The sequence below is a fragment of the Ruegeria sp. BF7 genome (assembly GCF_056538605.1).
Genome location: NZ_JBQFTM010000001.1, coordinates 754448 through 770239, shown reverse-complemented (window position 1 = coordinate 770239; position 15792 = coordinate 754448). Strand labels below are relative to the sequence as shown.

The window sequence follows — 15792 nt, the reverse complement described above, 5'->3', positions numbered from 1 at the left end:
GCCGCAATCCACGTCTGGTGTGATCGGCGGTTCCGGTAACACGATTTGCAACGTGAACATGACTAACGGGATTATCTCATGGCAGAGGCAAACACCCGACGCAGAGCTAGAGGCGGTGGCGGAGCCGCCCGCCGGGCCGAGCGCACCGCGGTTCGAATCGAAACGGCGAAGTACATCGAACGGAATATTCCGAATTTCGAGGTTCTCAACGAAGAAGCGTTGGAGATTATCGAGGCAAATGCGGAAACCATTCTGGCCGAGGTTGGCGTCAACTTTGTTGACAACCCGGCTGCGTTGCAGCGTTGGAAAGACGCTGGCGCTGATGTTGATGGTGAGCGCGTACGCATCCCACGCGGGTTGGCGCGTGAACTGATCAAAACGGCACCCAGCGAGTTCACCCAGCACGCCCGCAACCCCGAGAAATCGGTCGTCATCGGGGGTCGCAATCTGGTTCTGGCACCGGTCTACGGTCCTCCCTTCGTGCGCGATATCCATGGCGGCCGTCGCTATGCGACCATGGACGATTTCAACAAGTTCGTGAAACTGGCCTATATGTCCAAGTGGCTGCACCATTCGGGCGGGACCGTGTGCGAACCGACCGACATTCCGGTGAACAAGCGTCACCTGGACATGCTGATGGCGCACATGACCCTTTCGGACAAGCCGTTCATGGGCTCGGTAACCGATCCAAGCCGCGCGCAGGATTCGGTCGAAATGTGCGAAATCCTGTTCGGCAAAGAGTTCGTGCAGGAAAACACCGTCATGACCTCGCTGACCAACATCAACTCGCCGATGACTTTCGACGACGTGATGATGGGCTCGCTTGAGGTGTATGCGAAGAACAATCAGGCTTGCATCATCTCTCCGTTCATTGTCGGCGGCGCGATGGCGCCGGTTTCGGTTGCAGGTACGCTGACGCAGGTTCTGGCCGAAGTTCTGGCCGGTGTGGCGTACAGCCAGATCGTGCGCCCCGGCGCACCTGCGATCTTTGGTGCCTTCGTGTCGTCGATCGACATGAACTCGGGTGCGCCGACTTTCGGTACTCCTGAGGCTTCGATGGTCACCTATGGCGCGGGTCAGCTGGCGCGACGTCTGAACCTGCCGTTCCGCTCTGCCGGATCTTTCTGTGGCTCGAAGCTGCCGGATGCGCAGGCGGCATATGAAACAGCAAACTCGCTGAACATGGGTCTGATGTCTGGTGTGAATTTCATGCTGCATTCGTGCGGCTGGCTGGAAGGCGGTCTGGTCGCCGACTTTGAGAAGTTCGTCATGGATGCCGATCAGTTGGGTGTTCTGCACGGTCTGGCCAAAGGCATTACCTATGATGAAAACGCGCAGGCGATGGAGGCGATCCGTGAAGTCGGTCCCGGTGGCCACTATCTGGGTTGCGCCCATACGCAGGCCAATTTCAAAGAGGCATTCTGGAAAAGCGAAGTGCTGGACTACAAGCCATTCGAGACCTGGGAAGACGAAGGCGGGCGTGACACACGGACACTGGCCGCCGCGCGGGTCGAGCATCTGCTGGCCAACTACCAGCAGCCTCAACTCGACCCGGAAATCAACGCCGCGCTGAACGAATACGTGGCGGAAAAGAAAGCATCCATGCCGGATGCCTTCACCTGATCACTGAAATTGCGAGGCGCGGCTGGCTTGATACAGCTGCGCTTCGCCCAGCAACGCAATCAGCAGGTCAAGATGGCGCACCAGCGAATAGGTCGCGTCTTCCTCTGACCGCTGCGCGTTAACCTCTCGTTCCATTTCCATCAGTCGAACCAGTGCTGCACCCGTTCCGGGCAGTGAGCCGTATCCCAGAATACGTTGCAGATGTCGTTCCCGATCATAGTTCTGCGCCCCGAGTTTTGCGGCCCGTGCCAGCAGGCGGGGGCGGCGGAGGGTGGTAATCATGGTCATCAGGTCCTGCATCTCGGGAGTTCCTCGTTCAAGTGGAAGTTGCCCCTTTTGTCACACAACTTAAGCGGGTGTTGCCTTGATTAGGTTCGCTCCGAACTCTGACTTCATGAGTGTTTATGATTTTGAATCAAATCTGGTTCTTGTCCCTGCGGGTTAACGAACGAGTAACGAAAGCAACTCTAGTTAGAATTGGTTAACAAACTCATCGGGGGCGATTGAGAACAGATTGTTGTGTCGACGAGGGCAAGGAACTATGCAAAATAACATGGCTTTCACCATTCCGGCTTGGGTACCTGAAGGGGTGCAAAGATATCTTGCCCACACAGAGACCGGCCAGTCGATCCGCGATATCGCGCGATCCGCCGGGTGCCATGCTTCGACCATTCTCAGGCAAATAAGACGGATCGAAATGCGCCGGGACGACCCTTTGGTGGATGCTGCGCTGCAATCGCTGGCGGAAACACATTTCTCCGATCCCGGTGGCCGTAAGACTAGGGCCGTGCATGGGATTCTGCCTGTCGCTAAAGAAGAAACGGCCGCCGCAAAAGATGAGGAGTTCAATCGCGAGGCCCTACGGATTCTGCGCCGCTTGTGTGAAACGGGGTCGGTCTTGGCAGTGGCCGAGGAAATGGACAAGGCCGTTGTGGTTCGCGACACCGGCGACGCTGGGGCCACCAGAACGGCCGTGGTGGAATGCAGGATCGCACAGGCGCTTGCTCTTAATGATTGGATTTCTTGCGATAATCCGGCTCGGATTTCGCGGTATCGAATATCGTCAGCAGGCCGGACCGCGCTGAGCCGTCTGGTCGCCGAGGTTGAGAACAAGGCGCGCGAGCGCAGTGAGATTGGAATGGCCGAGGCGCAGGCACACTTCAAGGCTCAAATGGCGCAGGGGCAGCGCGCGGCAGCGAAACCCGACCGACCAAGGCGCATTCGCTACAGCGTTGCAGAAAGCCCCCTGATTGCGCTGGCGCGTAGGCGGGACCGGGATGGCAAGCCGTTCCTAGATGAATCGTTGGTTGCTGCAGGCGAACGTCTGCGTGAGGATTTTGAACTGGCGCAAATCGGTCCCCAGGTTGCGCAGAACTGGGACCACTTTCTGACTGCTGGTGGACGCGGCAGTTTCAAAAGTGAGACCCATGGTGGGCGTGGCTCGTCCGATGCGCGGGATCGCGTTGAGCACGCCTTGTCGGATCTCGGGCCGGGGTTAAGCGATGTGGCGTTGCGTTGTTGCTGCTACCTTGAAGGGTTGGAACTGGCCGAAAAACGTATGGGTTGGTCGGCGCGGTCGGGTAAGATTGTGCTGCGGATCGCGCTGCAACGACTCAAGCGGCATTACGAATGCCAGTCAGAGCGCAATCGTATGATCGGGTGATATGTTTTGATTGCACTCGCGACGCCAAGTGATAGTCACAGGTTATGAATTTCACCCTCAGACAGTTGCAATACTTCAGCGCCGTTGCCGAACAGCGCAATTTCGGTCGGGCGGCGCAGACCTGCCATGTGTCGCAGCCCGCCTTGTCGGTGCAGATCAAGGTGCTGGAGGAGAGTTTGGGCGGCCCGCTTTTCGAACGTCAGGCCCGCGACATACTGCTGACGCCGCTGGGGCGCGATGTGCTGGATCATGCACGCAAGGTTCTGGGCGCCGCCGACAGGCTGGACCAATTCGCCAGGGACCGGTCCGGCGGGCACAGATCGCTGGCGATTGGCATCATTCCGACAATCGCGCCTTATTTGCTGCCTGGCGTTCTGGCAGGACTGCGCGCCTCAGACGTTTCGTTGCGCGTGCAGGTACGCGAAGCTAGAACCGAGCGTCTGCTGGCCATGCTGCGCGCCGGAGAAATCGACGCCGGTGTTGTAGCCCTGCCGGTTGGTGGAAATGAGCTGTTCGAACTACCCCTGTTTCAGGACCGGTTCCTTCTGGCCGGCAGCACAGCGCGCCTGCAGGGCATGGCAACGAACCCCGAGGCCCTTCGCCCACTGGATCTGAAAACCGCGCAATTGATGTTGCTGGACGATGGCCACTGCCTGACGGATCAGGCGCTTGACGTCTGCGGTCAGGACCGCAGTAGTGGTCTCATCAATATGGGCGCGTCGTCGCTGGCCACCTTGTCGCGACTGGTGGCCGAAGGCTTTGGCCTGACCCTGATGCCCGAGCTTGCGGCGCGGTCGGAATCCGAAGCTGTACCCGGGCTGAAGCTGATGCGTTTCAGTACGCCTCAACCGGCGCGCACGGTTGGTTTGGTGCGGCGTGCTTCAACTGGGGGAGAAGGCTGGTTCGACGGTCTTGCCGAGGTCATCCGACGGGTCGGCGAAGGCATCGTGACTGCCACCCGAGCCTAAAATCGAAAAGACCCGCCGATGGCGGGCCTTTTTTTGTTTTGGATCGCAAAAAGGCTTAGGCCAGAGCCGGTTCCTTGGCTTCGTCCAGGTGCTTTTTCAGGTTTTCCGGCGACGAAACGCCATAGGGGTCTTCGGGGCAGTTGTCCATCAAGCCGGGCTCTTCGAACCATGCCTCGACCACACCGTTGTTGACGATCGCGGCATAGCGCCACGAGCGCATACCAAAACCAAGGTTGTCCTTGTCGACCAGCATACCCATCTTGCGGGTGAACTCGCCCGAACCATCCGGGATGACCTTGACTTTATCCAGGCCCTGATCCTGCGCCCATTTGTTCATGACAAAGCTGTCATTTACGGACATGCAGTAAATCTCGTCGATTCCTTTTTCTTTGAATTCGGCATAACCGTTTTCAAAACCGGGCAACTGGTAGGTCGAACACGTGGGGGTGAACGCACCGGGCAGCGAGAACAGGATCACCCGTTTGCCGGCAAAGTAATCTGCGGTGGTCTTATCTTCCCAACGGAACGGGTTGGGGCCTTCGACGGCCTCGTCACGGACGCGGGTGTGAAAGGTTACGTCAGGCAGTCTGGTACCGGATTTCATGCTTAAGTTCCTGTGATTCATGTGTGAACTGCCGATGATTTAAAACAGTTCTAAATTGGCTTCAACGCCATTATTGCCGCAAGGGCGAATTCTGATGGATGCCGCAAAATGCGCTGTTTTCAATGGGTGTTTGACGAGATTTGTTAGGTTTTTCTGCAAATGCATAGTGCGCTGTTATGGCAGCTATGCACGGGTGGCGTAGCTAAGCGCTGCAGTTTATATTATGTCGAAGCAAAGTGACCCAAAGTCAGGAAAGCCGACCGTGCGTGATCTGAAGATCCCCGAACAACGTCATCCCGAAAAGGCGCATCGCCAAGACAATGCGCAGCCGAAAAAGCCGAAATGGATTCGGGTGAAGGCCCCGGGTGGGAAAGGGTATGCCGATACCCACAAGATCATGCGCGAGAACAACCTCGTGACCGTCTGCGAAGAAGCCGGGTGCCCGAATGTCGGTGAATGTTGGAGCCAGGGTCACGCCACCATGATGATCATGGGCGAGATCTGTACTCGTGGCTGTACCTTCTGCAACATTGCGACTGGTCGCCCAGACGATCTGGATGCATTCGAACCCGGGCGCGTGGCGCATGCGGTGCAGAAACTGGGGTTGAACCACGTGGTTATCACCTCGGTGGACCGGGATGACCTTGCGGACGGCGGGGCGGAGCATTTCGCGCAAACTATTCGCGCCGTGCGGCACCGTTCCCCTAAGACGACAATTGAAATTCTGACGCCGGATTTCCTGAAATGCGATCCTTCGGTGCTGGAAGTTGTGGTCGAGGCCAAGCCGGACGTGTTCAACCACAACCTCGAAACCGTCCCCGGCCTGTATCCCGAAGTGCGCCCCGGTGCGCGCTATTTCCACTCGCTGCGCCTGTTGCAACGTGTCAAGGAAATGGACCCGTCAATCTTTACCAAATCGGGTATCATGGTCGGCCTAGGGGAAGACGAACAGCAGGTCCGGCAGGTCATGGACGACATGCGCGCCGCCGATATCGATTTCCTGACCATTGGCCAATATCTGCAGCCGACACCAAAACACCACGGCGTTGATCGGTTTGTCACGCCCGAAGAGTTCGCGTCTTACGAGAAGGCGGCATTTGGCAAGGGATTCCTGATGGTGTCTGCAACGCCTCTGACGCGGTCGTCCTATCACGCGGGCGACGACTTTGCCCGTTTGCGCGATGCCCGTCAGAAAAAGCTGGAGCAAGGGTGACACCCGAAGCAATCGCCCGGCTGACCCGGCTGCGCCAAGAATTGCATCAATATCCTGAGGTTTCCGGGCAGGAGGAACAAACCGCTGCTCGGATCGCAGATGAGCTGCGCGCCCGTGGTGCCGATCAGGTATTGACGGGTATCGGCGGGCATGGTGTGGCGGGCGTCTTCGACGGCCGTCAGGCCGGGCCAACCGTCGCTATTCGGTGCGAGTTGGATGGACTGCCGATTCAGGAGATTTCTGACGCGGCCTATGCCTCGCGTATTCCGGGAAAAGGACATCTGTGCGGGCATGATGGCCACATGGCGATGGTTTTGGGTGTTGCCGAATATCTGGTGCACACCCGCCCGGAAACGGGCCGTGTGGTTCTGGTTTTCCAACCGGCCGAGGAAACCGGGCAAGGTGCCATCGCATTTCGGGCTGACCCAAAATTTGCGGGAATCGCGCCTGACTTTGTGTTTTCCCTGCACAACTTGCCGGGATTGGCGCAGGGTGAAGTTTTGCTGTGTGAAGGACCTGCCAATTGTGCCTCGCGCGGGATGAAGATTGTTCTGACCGGCAAGACGTCACACGCGGCAGCGCCACAGGATGGTATATCTCCGGCTGGGGCGCTGGCGTCCCTGATGCCACAATTGGCGGGGTTGGGAAAGGGTGGTTCTTTGGACGCCGACTTTGCCCTGACGACGGTGACACATGCAAAACTGGGAGAGCCGACCTTCGGCGTTGCCCCTGGACAGGCCGAACTATGGGTGACCCTGCGCACCGTCGCGGACGCGCGGATGCAGGACCTGATGAACGCGGCTGAGGCATTGGCAGCGCGGGCTGCATTGGATCAGGGGCTGGATTTTGAGATCAGCTATGAGGATGTATTCGAAGCTTGCGTGAACGCGCCCGAGGCTGTCGATATCCTCAGCCGGTCTTGTTTCGAAACAGGCGTGCCCTGCGCGTTGACGTCCAGTCCGCAGAAATTCTCGGAAGATTTCGGGCAGTTCGGCAAGGGCGCCAAGTCCGCGATGTTCTGGCTTGGCTCAGGGGTGGATCACCCGCAATTGCACAACCCGGATTACGATTTCCCGGATGCCCTGATCCCGGTCGGAACCGGGATTTTCCTGGCAGCGATTCAGCAGGTGTTGGGCCCGCTTAGCCCTCGGTAAACCGTACCTTACCGATGAAAGGCAGGTTGCGATTGCGCTGCGCGTAGTCGATTCCATAGCCCACGACAAACTCGTCCGGAATTTCGAACCCGATCCAGTCAGACCGGAAATCAACCTCGCGGCGGCTGGGTTTGTCCAGCAGAGCGATGGATCTCAGCCGCGCGGGCTTACGGCTAAGCATCAGCTTGGTCACGTGGTTCAGCGTGTGGCCGGTATCGACTATATCCTCGACCACGAGAACGTCGCGCCCTTCAATTGCGCCGCGTAAATCTTTTAGAATACGTACTTCTCGGCTGCTCTCCATTGAATCTCCATAGGAGGACGCCTCAAGGAAATCCACTTCGATCGGCAGGTCCAGTTCACGTACGAGGTCAGCGATGAAGACGAAACTACCACGCAACAGGCCAACCACGACCAGCTTGTCGGTGTCGGCGAATTCGGTACTGATTTCACGGCAAAGTTCCTCGATCCGGGCGGCAATGGCCTTGGCCGAGATCATCTCATCTATCACATATGCGCGGTCACTCATCGCTGCCCCCTTGATCTTTGGCGCGCAACATACGAAATCACGCGCCATTGTCACCTGTTAATACCGGACGCCATGCCTACTCATTCGGAAACCCGCCTCCTGCCGTATTCGGCTCAGCAGATGTACGACCTGATTGCGGATGTGGCGAAATACCCCGAGTTTCTGCCCTGGTGTGCCGCCGCCCGTATCCGCCGGACTTATGCGGCAGGTGAGGCGCAGGTGATGGAGGCAGATCTGGTCATTTCCTTCAAGGTGTTCCGCGAACGTTTCGGTAGCCGGGTGACGCTGTTCCCGGATCAGATGAAGATCGACACGGAATATCTGGACGGCCCGTTCAAATACATGAAATCAGATTGGCAGTTCGAGGACTCGCCGGAGGGGGGCTGCAACGTGTCCTTTCACGTAGATTTCGAATTCAAGAACGCCATCTTGCAAGGCATTATAGGCGTGGTGTTCAACGAAGCCATGCACCGGATCGTACAGGCATTCGAAACCCGTGCTGCCGATTTGTACGGCTAGGCCTTTACCCGCAAACGGCGCACGCTAAACTGCGCCCATGAGCGATTTTTCCACTTCTCTGGCTGCGTTTGCAGCTGGGCCTATCGAGACGACATTGCAGACGCGAGTCGTCACCTCTCTGTCCGTTCTGGATTGGATCGCCGTGGGACGCGCCGGGGTCGACGAGCCGGTATCAAAAGCCGTGCGTGATCTGGTGCTGAGCGAAGACGGCACGGCGCAGGCGCATCTGTTTGGCGGTGGCGCGGCTCCGATGCGCGGTGCGGCTTTGGTCAATGGCACCGTCTCGCACGCACTGGACTATGACGACACCCATTTCGCCCATATCGGGCACCCCTCGGTTGCTGTATTGCCCGCCGCTTTGGCGCTGAGTGAATGGGACGACCGTATTCTAGTTGATTTTCTCGAGGCTGCGCTTGTGGGGATGGAGGTTTCGATCCGCATGGGCCTCTGGCTGGGGCGCGACCACTATCAGGCGGGGTTTCACCAAACTGCGACGGCGGGAGCGTTTGGTGCAGCCGTTGCAGCGGGCTGCATTCTGGGCTTTGAGGCCGGGCGGATGCGCAAAGTGTTGGGTCTGACGGCGACTCGTGCGGCAGGGCTCAAGACCCAATTCGGCACGATGGGCAAACCGTATAACGCGGGTCTCGCGGCCTCGGCCGGAGTGGAAGCTGCCTTGCTGGTCGCAAGGGGCTTTGAACCCAACGCGGATGCGTTGGAGGGGCCGTACGGGTTTGGTGCGACACACAGTGGTGAAGGTGATGCGCCGACCGCTTTGGCCGGGCTGGGCGAGGAATGGTTGTTCGAAACCGTCAGCCACAAGTTCCACGCCTGCTGCCATGGCCTGCATGCGGCTCTTGAGGCCGCGCGTGATCTGGACATCGCAGAACCCGAGGTGGCCGAGATCAAGATCAAGACCCACCCGCGTTGGATGAGCGTGTGCAATCAGATGTCTCCGATCACTGGTCTGGGGGCCAAGTTCTCGTATAGGACGGTGATCGCCATGCAGGCGCTTGGATATGACACTGCGTTGCCAGGCAGTTACACAGACAAGGTTTGCGCAGATCCGCGCGTGATATCCCTGCGGGACCGGGTGTCAGTCGTGGCGGATGACTCCCTGTCGGAAACGCAGGCACACCTGACACTGTTGCGCCGTGACGGTGCCCGACTTGAGGCGACGCATGACCTGATGGCGCCGATGAGCTTGTCGAACCGCGAAGACCGCGTGCGCGGTAAGGCCAGCAAACTGATCGGTAGCGAAGAGTCGGACGCAATCTGGTCGATGTTGCGCACCGGCGGCCGCGCCCACGATCTGGCAAACAGGCTGGCGGGTTAAACCACGCGCCAGTGCAGCGGGAAGCCGGGGTCAAAGACGGTTACCGGACCATCTCCGGTTTGGATCTTATCGGGATAAACCTCGGGCTCGCCCTTGGTCAGTGTGATGGTGTCCTCGTTCACTGGCAGGCGGTAGAAGGCAGGTCCGTTCAGCGAAACGAAACCTTCCAGCTTGTCCATCGCATTTTCACGATCAAACATCTCAGCCACCAGAGACATGGTGTTTGTCGCCGTGAAACACCCGGCACAGCCACACGCCATTTCCTTGTTGTCATCCGTGTGCGGTGCACTGTCGGTGCCCAGAAAATACCGCGCGTCGCCTGATGTAGCAGCGGCCAGCAGCGCCAGCCGGTGTTCTTCGCGCTTGGCGACGGGCAGGCAGTAATAGTGCGGTTTGATGCCGCCAACCAGAATGTGGTTGCGGTTGATGATCAGATGGTGCGCAGTGATAGTCGCGCCCAGATTCGTGTCGTTGGCCTTCACGTAGTCCACGCCGTTGGAAGTGGTGATATGCTCCATCACCACGCGCAGACCCGGTGTCGCTTTGCGGATCGGGTCCAGAACGCGGTCGATAAACACGGCCTCGCGGTCGAAGATGTCGATATCGGGATCAGTGACCTCGCCGTGGACACACATGGGCAGACCGATCTCGGCCATCTTTTCCAACACCGAACGTACTTTGTCGAAATCCTGAACGCCCGAGGCCGAGTTGGTTGTCGCCCCCGCAGGGTACAGCTTGACCGCCTTGACCAGACCGCTGGCATGGGCCGCGGCTACATCATCGGCATCCGTATCCTCGGTCAGGTACAGCGTCATCAATGGCTCGAACGTCATGCCCTCGGGCAGCGCGGCCATGATGCGGTCGCGATAGGCGGCGGCTTGATCACCTCGTACCACGGGCGGAACAAGGTTGGGCATGATGATCGCACGGGCAAAGTGGCGCGCTGTTTCGGGCAGGACGGCCTGCAACATTGCGCCATCGCGCAAGTGCAGATGCCAGTCGTCGGGGCGGCGGATCGTGATGCTTTCGGTCATGGCGCCTCCGCTATCACACAGGCCGCCGCCGGAAAAGACCTTGTCAACGCTCCGGATCGCCGTAAGTCCCGGAAAGGCCATGGCCTTGACGTGCACGCGCTGCCGTGACCTGTTGTGCCGAGGGAGAATTGCAGATGACACAGCCAGACACCATTGATGCCGTTCGAAAATTGCTGGGCGCGCAGGGTTATGTCTGCGGGCGGGCACTGGCCACCGTAGTCTTTCTGTCGCTGAAACTTGGCCGCCCTCTGTTTTTGGAGGGTGAGGCGGGTGTCGGCAAAACCGAGATCGCCAAAGCGCTGGCCGCAGGGTTGAACCGCCGCCTGATCCGACTCCAATGCTACGAGGGCCTGGACGCATCCTCGGCTGTGTATGAATGGAACTTCCCGGCGCAGATGGTGGCAATCCGTACAGCCGAAGCGTCAGGTGGCGCGGATCGGGGCGCGTTGCAGTCCGAGCTGTTCTCGGACGAGTACCTAGTTGAGCGCCCGTTGCTTCAGGCCATGCGCCCGGATGAAAACGGCGCTCCCGTGCTGTTGATCGACGAACTGGACCGTACCGACGAACCCTTCGAGGCATTCCTGCTGGAGGCGCTCAGCGACTTTCAGGTGACTATTCCCGAACTGGGCACCATTACAGCCCCGGAACCACCGATCGTCATCGTCACCTCGAACCGCACGCGCGAGGTGCACGACGCGCTGAAACGCCGTTGCCTCTATCATTGGGTCGACTACCCCGATTTCGATCGCGAGATCGAAATCCTCCACGCCCGCGCCCCCGAGGCAGCCGCGGAGCTTAGCCGCGAGGTTGTGGCCTTCGTTCAGCGCCTGCGCACAGAGGATCTGTTCAAGAAACCCGGCGTGGCCGAGACCATCGACTGGGCCAAATGTTTGCTTGCGCTGGACGTGATCAACCTCAGCCCCGAAGTGATCGGCGACACGCTGGGCGCGATCCTGAAGTACCAGGACGACATACAGAGACTTCAGGGATCCGAAGCGAAGCGGATTTTGGATCAGGCGAAAGCGTCACTTGAGCCGATTTGATGGTCGAACAATTCCCCCTCGATATTCCCGACAACCCCAAGCTGGCGCATAATATCACTCATTTCGCGCGGGCCTTGCGCAAGGCGGGGTTGCCGATTGGAACGGGGCGGGTGGTTGATGCCATTCGGGCCGTGCAGACCGCCGGGTTCACGGAGAAGCGGGATTTCTACTGGACGCTCCACGCCTGTTTTGTCAGCCGCCCCGAACATCGGACGGTGTTTGCACAGGTCTTTCGCATGTACTGGCGCGACCCGCGCTACATGGAGCACATGATGTCCATGATGCTGCCCGCCATCCGTGGAGTGCAAGAGGAACGCATGGCCGACCCTGCTGAAAAACGCGCGGCCGAGGCTTTGCTGGACGGGGTCGAACGCGATCTGCCCGAGGCGGTCGAGCAGGAAGATGAGACCGAGCTTGAGATTGACGCCTCGCAAACCGCGTCCTCCGAGGAAAGATTGCGCAGTCTGGATTTTGAGCAGATGAGCACCGCCGAGATCGTACAGGCCAAACGTATGCTGGCGCGGTTGACGTTGCCGGTGAAACCCATCGACTCGCGGCGCGGGCAGGCCAGCCATCTGGGTCATCGCATCGACCGTGCTCGGACCCTGCGCGCTGCGATGCGTCAGGGTGGAGAGCTGCGCGATATCGCGCGCCTGAAGCCTAAATCGCGTTGGCCCAACCTCGTGGTGCTTTGCGATATCTCGGGGTCTATGAGCCAGTACAGCCGGATCATCCTGCATTTCCTGCATTCGGTTTCGAACGCCAAGGGCGCCGGTTGGGCAAAGGTTCATGCGTTCACCTTCGGCACACGCCTAACCAATGTAACCCGTCACTTGAAGCAGCGCGACGTGGATGCCGCGCTGGCGGCTGCCGGGGCCGAAGCGCAAGATTGGGAGGGCGGCACCCGGATCGGAGAATGCCTTCACGCGTTCAACCGCGACTGGTCGCGCCGGGTCATGGGGCAGGGGGCGGTGGTGCTGCTGATCTCGGACGGGCTGGACCGGGGCGATCCCGACGCTTTGGGAAAAGAGATGGAGCGTTTGCACCTCTCGGCGCGCCGTCTGATCTGGCTCAACCCGTTGTTACGTTGGGATGGGTTCGCGCCCAAGGCGCAGGGCGTTGCTGCGATGCTGCCGCATGTCGACAGTTTCCGCGCGGGTCATTCAATTACGTCTTTGGAGGATCTTGCCGCTGTCATCTCACAACCCGACGACGTGGGAGAGAAAGCGCGGCTGATGACCGCGCTTTCGGGGTGATTAGCCACCCACCTGTTCTTCGTTGCACTTGCGCGCCATTTCCATGGCCTTGTAGGTGCCGGTCAGATCAACAGTGAAGGCAAATTCCTTTTCGGGGAACACGACCATAACCTTTTGCTTGGCGATATCTTCGGCGAATTGAGGGTCGTCGGACAGAACATAGCCGCCGGAATACCCTTTGGTAATGTTGCCCTTCATGCCGGTAGCTTCGCCCAGGTAGATGTTGTCCCCCAGCAGGATCGCCACGGCTTCTTTCTCGCCGCGTTTGATGTCTGTTTTGGCCTTGGTGAACACGCCCACATAGCCGACGCTGCGGTCCTCGGTCAGCCCCATCTGAACCACGTTTTCCGAGTCATCAACTGCTTCGATCAGACAGGACTTTTTGTCCTGATCGATAAAAACTTTCCATCCCTCGACCTCACCGTAGCGCAGGAAGGTATCCGCGCTGACTGCAGTCGAAGCCAGTAGTCCAATTGCCATTCCGAGTGTAAAAATGCGTTTCAACTCTCTGTCTCCCTTGTGAAAAATAAATATGCGCATACAGGAATGCACCAGTTGCGCGTGTAGGCTAGAATCAGGACTGATGACAATCAATCCTTTGCCTAAACTGTGGGAATTCGGGCTTCTTCGTGCCGAAGACCCGGTATTTGGGGCCGGTGGAGCGACCCTCGGCGCATGGGTTCCTTTTCATCCCGCCAAACCTGCCTATGTTGGGTTTGAACACTCCGGGAGGGTGCAATGGACAGATTCGACAACAGCCCCGAAACGGCCTTGCGCTGGTACCGAGACGGAAAACCTGTCGCAATAGCCACGGTGGTCGAGACCTGGGGCAGCGCGCCTCGGCGAGTGGGCGCTCAACTGGTCATCGGTGGCGACGGCCGCATCGAAGGGTCGGTCTCGGGCGGTTGTGTCGAAGGCGCGGTCGTGGTCGAAGCGCTGGAGGCGATCGACGAAGGTGAAGCACGGCTGTTGGAATTCGGCGTCAGCGATGAGGATGCCTTTGCCGTGGGGCTCGCCTGTGGTGGCACCATCCGCGTTCTGGTCGAGCCGGTGGGCAAGGTGCTGCTCGAACCGATGCTGCGGGAACTGGTTGAGGCCCGCGCCCGTCGGGAGGCTGTGGCCTATGAGGTGAATATTGAAACAGGTCAACGCGCCCTGCGACGCAATGCTTATGCAGACCGTCTGCGCATGGATCGATCCGGGTTTGAAGAGGACGGTCAGACCTTTGTCGCGGTGCACAACCCGCCGCTGCGGCTTATCATCGTTGGCGCAGTTCATATCGCACAAGCTTTGGTGCCAATGGCGCGGATCGCCGGTTACGATCCGGCCATCATTGACCCGCGCGATGCGTTTGCGTCCAGTGCGCGTTTTCCTGGTGAGACGATCCTTACCGATTGGCCAGACGAAGCCGCTGCCAAGCTGGGGATGGACGCACGGACGGCGGTGGTACTGTTGACCCATGACCCCAAGCTGGATGACCCGGCTTTGCAATCTGCTCTGCGGGCCGGAGTTTTCTATATCGGCGCATTGGGTTCGACACGAACCCATGCCAAACGGGTGGTGCGGATGAAAGAGGCCGGGTTCACTGATGAACAGATTACGCGCATCCACGGGCCGGTTGGTCTGGACATCGGCGCTGCGGACCCTTCGGAAATCGCAGTGGCCATACTTGCGCAAATGACAGCCGTATTACGGGGTAAAGCGTGAAGTTCGGTCCAGTTCTTGTTGATCAAGCCGCCGGAGCGATACTGGCGCACTCCGTAAAGGCCGGAAAGACCAAACTGCGTAAGGGCCTCTTGCTGACGGCCGAGCATCAGGAGGCATTGGTCGCAGCCGGGTACAGTTCGATCACAGTTGCCCGGCTGGAGCCGGGAGATTGTCATGAAGACAAAGCGGCCGGGATGCTGGCCGACGCTCTGGTGCCAGACCCCAAGTCGGCCACGTTGCGGGTGACGAAACCGTTCACCGGCCGCGTGAACCTGTTGGCGGAGGGACCGGGTGTTGCCGTGCTGGATGTTGCCGCACTTGAGGCGTTCAATCAGGTCAACCCGATGATCACCGTGGCCACCGTGCCGCAACTCCAGCAGATGACTGTCGGCGGCATGGTTGCGACGATCAAGGTGATTTCCTACGCCGTTCCGGGGGGGGACGTTCTTGAAGTGTCACGATTGGCAAAGGGGGCGATCCGCCTTGCCACGCCCGTCTACCGAAACGCCGGGCTGGTTGTGACCGACATTCCCGGCGGGCCGCCGAACGAGAAAGGCATCGCGGCGATTCAGGGGCGGGTGGAGGCCCTCGGATTGGAACTGGCCGATGTGCGGGTTGTACCGCACCAGACTGAAGCGCTTGCGTCGACAATCAGGGAAACGCGGGGGGATGTGTTGATGATCCTGACCGGCTCGGCCACCTCGGATGTGTCGGATGTGGCCCCTGAGGCGGTGCGCGCTGCAGGCGGGCAGGTGGACCGTTTCGGAATGCCGGTCGATCCGGGGAACCTACTGTTTCTGGGGTCTCTGGACGAACGCCCGGTGATCGGACTGCCGGGTTGCGCGCGGTCTCCTGCGTTGAACGGGGCGGATTGGGTCCTGTCCCGCGTGGCCTGCGGTATCGAAACGACCGGCGCGGACATTGCGGCGATGGGGGTCGGCGGGCTGCTGAAGGAAATCCCGACGCGCCCGCAGCCAAGGGCCGGGCGCAAGGTGTAGCACAGCGGTTATTTGCCTTTCCGGTTCAACGATATAGGTGTTAGTGTTTGGCCGAGTGACCGACCAAAACAATCGCTAAATATTTTTGTTCTCAAACAAAAACTCCCGTGTTTAACTCGGCCTAGGGAGAGTTTCATTTTGGGAGGAA

At 59.3% G+C, this 15792-nt stretch carries 16 protein-coding genes; 11 read left to right on the top strand and 5 right to left on the bottom strand.

Annotated features, from left to right (window positions below; all coding sequences use genetic code 11):
- Positions 1-78 precede the first annotated feature (78 nt).
- A complete protein-coding gene (locus ACR0IK_RS03895; protein WP_480590675.1) occupies positions 79-1623 on the top strand; it encodes a trimethylamine methyltransferase family protein in 1545 nt (514 codons plus the stop codon).
- On the opposite strand, the gene ACR0IK_RS03890 is transcribed toward ACR0IK_RS03895, so the two are convergent.
- Positions 1624-1923 carry a DUF6477 family protein gene (locus ACR0IK_RS03890; protein WP_480640514.1) on the bottom strand — a complete coding sequence of 100 codons (300 nt, stop codon included), beginning with the start codon at positions 1921-1923 and terminating at the stop codon, positions 1624-1626.
- A gap of 241 nt (positions 1924-2164) precedes the next feature.
- Between ACR0IK_RS03890 and ACR0IK_RS03885 the strand changes: the two genes are divergently transcribed.
- Positions 2165-3286: a DUF6456 domain-containing protein gene (locus ACR0IK_RS03885; RefSeq protein WP_480640513.1), complete on the top strand. Its 1122-nt coding sequence runs from the start codon at positions 2165-2167 to the stop codon at positions 3284-3286.
- Between the two features lie 44 nt (positions 3287-3330).
- The gene (locus tag ACR0IK_RS03880) at positions 3331-4254 is read left to right on the top strand and encodes a LysR substrate-binding domain-containing protein (protein WP_480640512.1); all 924 of its coding nucleotides are present in this window, start codon (positions 3331-3333) and stop codon (positions 4252-4254) included.
- 55 nt (positions 4255-4309) lie between these two features.
- Here the strand turns inward: ACR0IK_RS03880 and ACR0IK_RS03875 are convergent, their stop codons facing one another.
- Positions 4310-4858: a redoxin family protein gene (locus ACR0IK_RS03875; protein WP_480590683.1), complete on the bottom strand. Its 549-nt coding sequence runs from the start codon at positions 4856-4858 to the stop codon at positions 4310-4312.
- A 262-nt stretch (positions 4859-5120) separates the two neighbouring features.
- On the opposite strand from ACR0IK_RS03875, the gene lipA reads away from it, so the two are divergent.
- A complete protein-coding gene (lipA, locus tag ACR0IK_RS03870; protein ID WP_480590685.1) occupies positions 5121-6071 on the top strand; it encodes a lipoyl synthase in 951 nt (316 codons plus the stop codon).
- Positions 6068-7225 carry an amidohydrolase gene (locus ACR0IK_RS03865; protein ID WP_480640511.1) on the top strand — a complete coding sequence of 386 codons (1158 nt, stop codon included), beginning with the start codon at positions 6068-6070 and terminating at the stop codon, positions 7223-7225. The genes lipA and ACR0IK_RS03865 overlap by 4 nt, the downstream gene beginning before the upstream one ends.
- Here ACR0IK_RS03865 and hpt read toward each other — a convergent pair.
- A complete protein-coding gene (gene hpt, locus ACR0IK_RS03860) occupies positions 7212-7754 on the bottom strand; it encodes a hypoxanthine phosphoribosyltransferase (RefSeq protein WP_480590689.1) in 543 nt (180 codons plus the stop codon). The genes ACR0IK_RS03865 and hpt overlap by 14 nt on opposite strands.
- A gap of 72 nt (positions 7755-7826) precedes the next feature.
- Here hpt and ACR0IK_RS03855 point away from each other — a divergent pair, with 72 nt between their 5' ends.
- Together ACR0IK_RS03855 and ACR0IK_RS03850 are read left to right on the top strand one after the other, a co-directional pair.
- On the top strand, positions 7827-8273 hold the full coding sequence (locus ACR0IK_RS03855) for a type II toxin-antitoxin system RatA family toxin (RefSeq protein WP_480640510.1): 447 nt from the start codon (positions 7827-7829) through the stop codon (positions 8271-8273).
- A 37-nt stretch (positions 8274-8310) separates the two neighbouring features.
- The gene (locus ACR0IK_RS03850) at positions 8311-9606 is read left to right on the top strand and encodes an MmgE/PrpD family protein (RefSeq protein ID WP_480640509.1); all 1296 of its coding nucleotides are present in this window, start codon (positions 8311-8313) and stop codon (positions 9604-9606) included.
- Here ACR0IK_RS03850 and pyrC read toward each other — a convergent pair.
- A complete protein-coding gene (gene pyrC / locus ACR0IK_RS03845; RefSeq protein ID WP_480640507.1) occupies positions 9603-10640 on the bottom strand; it encodes a dihydroorotase in 1038 nt (345 codons plus the stop codon). The two genes, ACR0IK_RS03850 and pyrC, sit on opposite strands and share 4 nt — an antisense overlap.
- A gap of 134 nt (positions 10641-10774) precedes the next feature.
- Here pyrC and ACR0IK_RS03840 point away from each other — a divergent pair, with 134 nt between their 5' ends.
- Entirely contained in the window at positions 10775-11683 is a 909-nt protein-coding gene (locus ACR0IK_RS03840; protein ID WP_480640506.1) for an AAA family ATPase, read from the top strand.
- On the top strand, positions 11683-12939 hold the full coding sequence (locus ACR0IK_RS03835; protein WP_480640505.1) for a vWA domain-containing protein: 1257 nt from the start codon (positions 11683-11685) through the stop codon (positions 12937-12939). Before ACR0IK_RS03840 ends, ACR0IK_RS03835 begins: the two co-directional genes overlap by 1 nt.
- Here the strand turns inward: ACR0IK_RS03835 and ACR0IK_RS03830 are convergent, their stop codons facing one another.
- Complete coding sequence (locus tag ACR0IK_RS03830; RefSeq protein ID WP_480590701.1) at positions 12940-13443, bottom strand: hypothetical protein; 504 nt, start codon at positions 13441-13443, stop codon at positions 12940-12942.
- Positions 13444-13677: 234 nt separating this feature from the next.
- Between ACR0IK_RS03830 and ACR0IK_RS03825 the strand changes: the two genes are divergently transcribed.
- Together ACR0IK_RS03825 and ACR0IK_RS03820 are read left to right on the top strand one after the other, a co-directional pair.
- The gene (locus tag ACR0IK_RS03825; RefSeq protein WP_480640503.1) at positions 13678-14646 is read left to right on the top strand and encodes an XdhC family protein; all 969 of its coding nucleotides are present in this window, start codon (positions 13678-13680) and stop codon (positions 14644-14646) included.
- A complete protein-coding gene (locus tag ACR0IK_RS03820) occupies positions 14643-15644 on the top strand; it encodes a molybdopterin-binding protein (protein WP_480640502.1) in 1002 nt (333 codons plus the stop codon). The genes ACR0IK_RS03825 and ACR0IK_RS03820 overlap by 4 nt, the downstream gene beginning before the upstream one ends.
- Positions 15645-15792 lie beyond the last annotated feature (148 nt).

What these genes read in the sequence shown, in the direction of transcription:
- ACR0IK_RS03850 (WP_480640509.1), top strand. Translation starts at nt 8,311, where the DNA reads ATGAGCGATTTTTCCACTTCTCTGGCTGCGTTTGCAGCTGGGCCTATC.
- hpt (WP_480590689.1), bottom strand. Translation starts at nt 7,754, where the DNA reads ATGAGTGACCGCGCATATGTGATAGATGAGATGATCTCGGCCAAGGCC.
- ACR0IK_RS03885 (WP_480640513.1), top strand. Translation starts at nt 2,165, where the DNA reads ATGCAAAATAACATGGCTTTCACCATTCCGGCTTGGGTACCTGAAGGG.
- ACR0IK_RS03855 (WP_480640510.1), top strand. Translation starts at nt 7,827, where the DNA reads ATGCCTACTCATTCGGAAACCCGCCTCCTGCCGTATTCGGCTCAGCAG.
- pyrC (WP_480640507.1), bottom strand. Translation starts at nt 10,640, where the DNA reads ATGACCGAAAGCATCACGATCCGCCGCCCCGACGACTGGCATCTGCAC.
- ACR0IK_RS03840 (WP_480640506.1), top strand. Translation starts at nt 10,775, where the DNA reads ATGACACAGCCAGACACCATTGATGCCGTTCGAAAATTGCTGGGCGCG.
- ACR0IK_RS03895 (WP_480590675.1), top strand. Translation starts at nt 79, where the DNA reads ATGGCAGAGGCAAACACCCGACGCAGAGCTAGAGGCGGTGGCGGAGCC.
- ACR0IK_RS03825 (WP_480640503.1), top strand. Translation starts at nt 13,678, where the DNA reads ATGGACAGATTCGACAACAGCCCCGAAACGGCCTTGCGCTGGTACCGA.
- ACR0IK_RS03880 (WP_480640512.1), top strand. Translation starts at nt 3,331, where the DNA reads ATGAATTTCACCCTCAGACAGTTGCAATACTTCAGCGCCGTTGCCGAA.
- ACR0IK_RS03890 (WP_480640514.1), bottom strand. Translation starts at nt 1,923, where the DNA reads ATGCAGGACCTGATGACCATGATTACCACCCTCCGCCGCCCCCGCCTG.
- ACR0IK_RS03835 (WP_480640505.1), top strand. Translation starts at nt 11,683, where the DNA reads ATGGTCGAACAATTCCCCCTCGATATTCCCGACAACCCCAAGCTGGCG.
- ACR0IK_RS03875 (WP_480590683.1), bottom strand. Translation starts at nt 4,858, where the DNA reads ATGAAATCCGGTACCAGACTGCCTGACGTAACCTTTCACACCCGCGTC.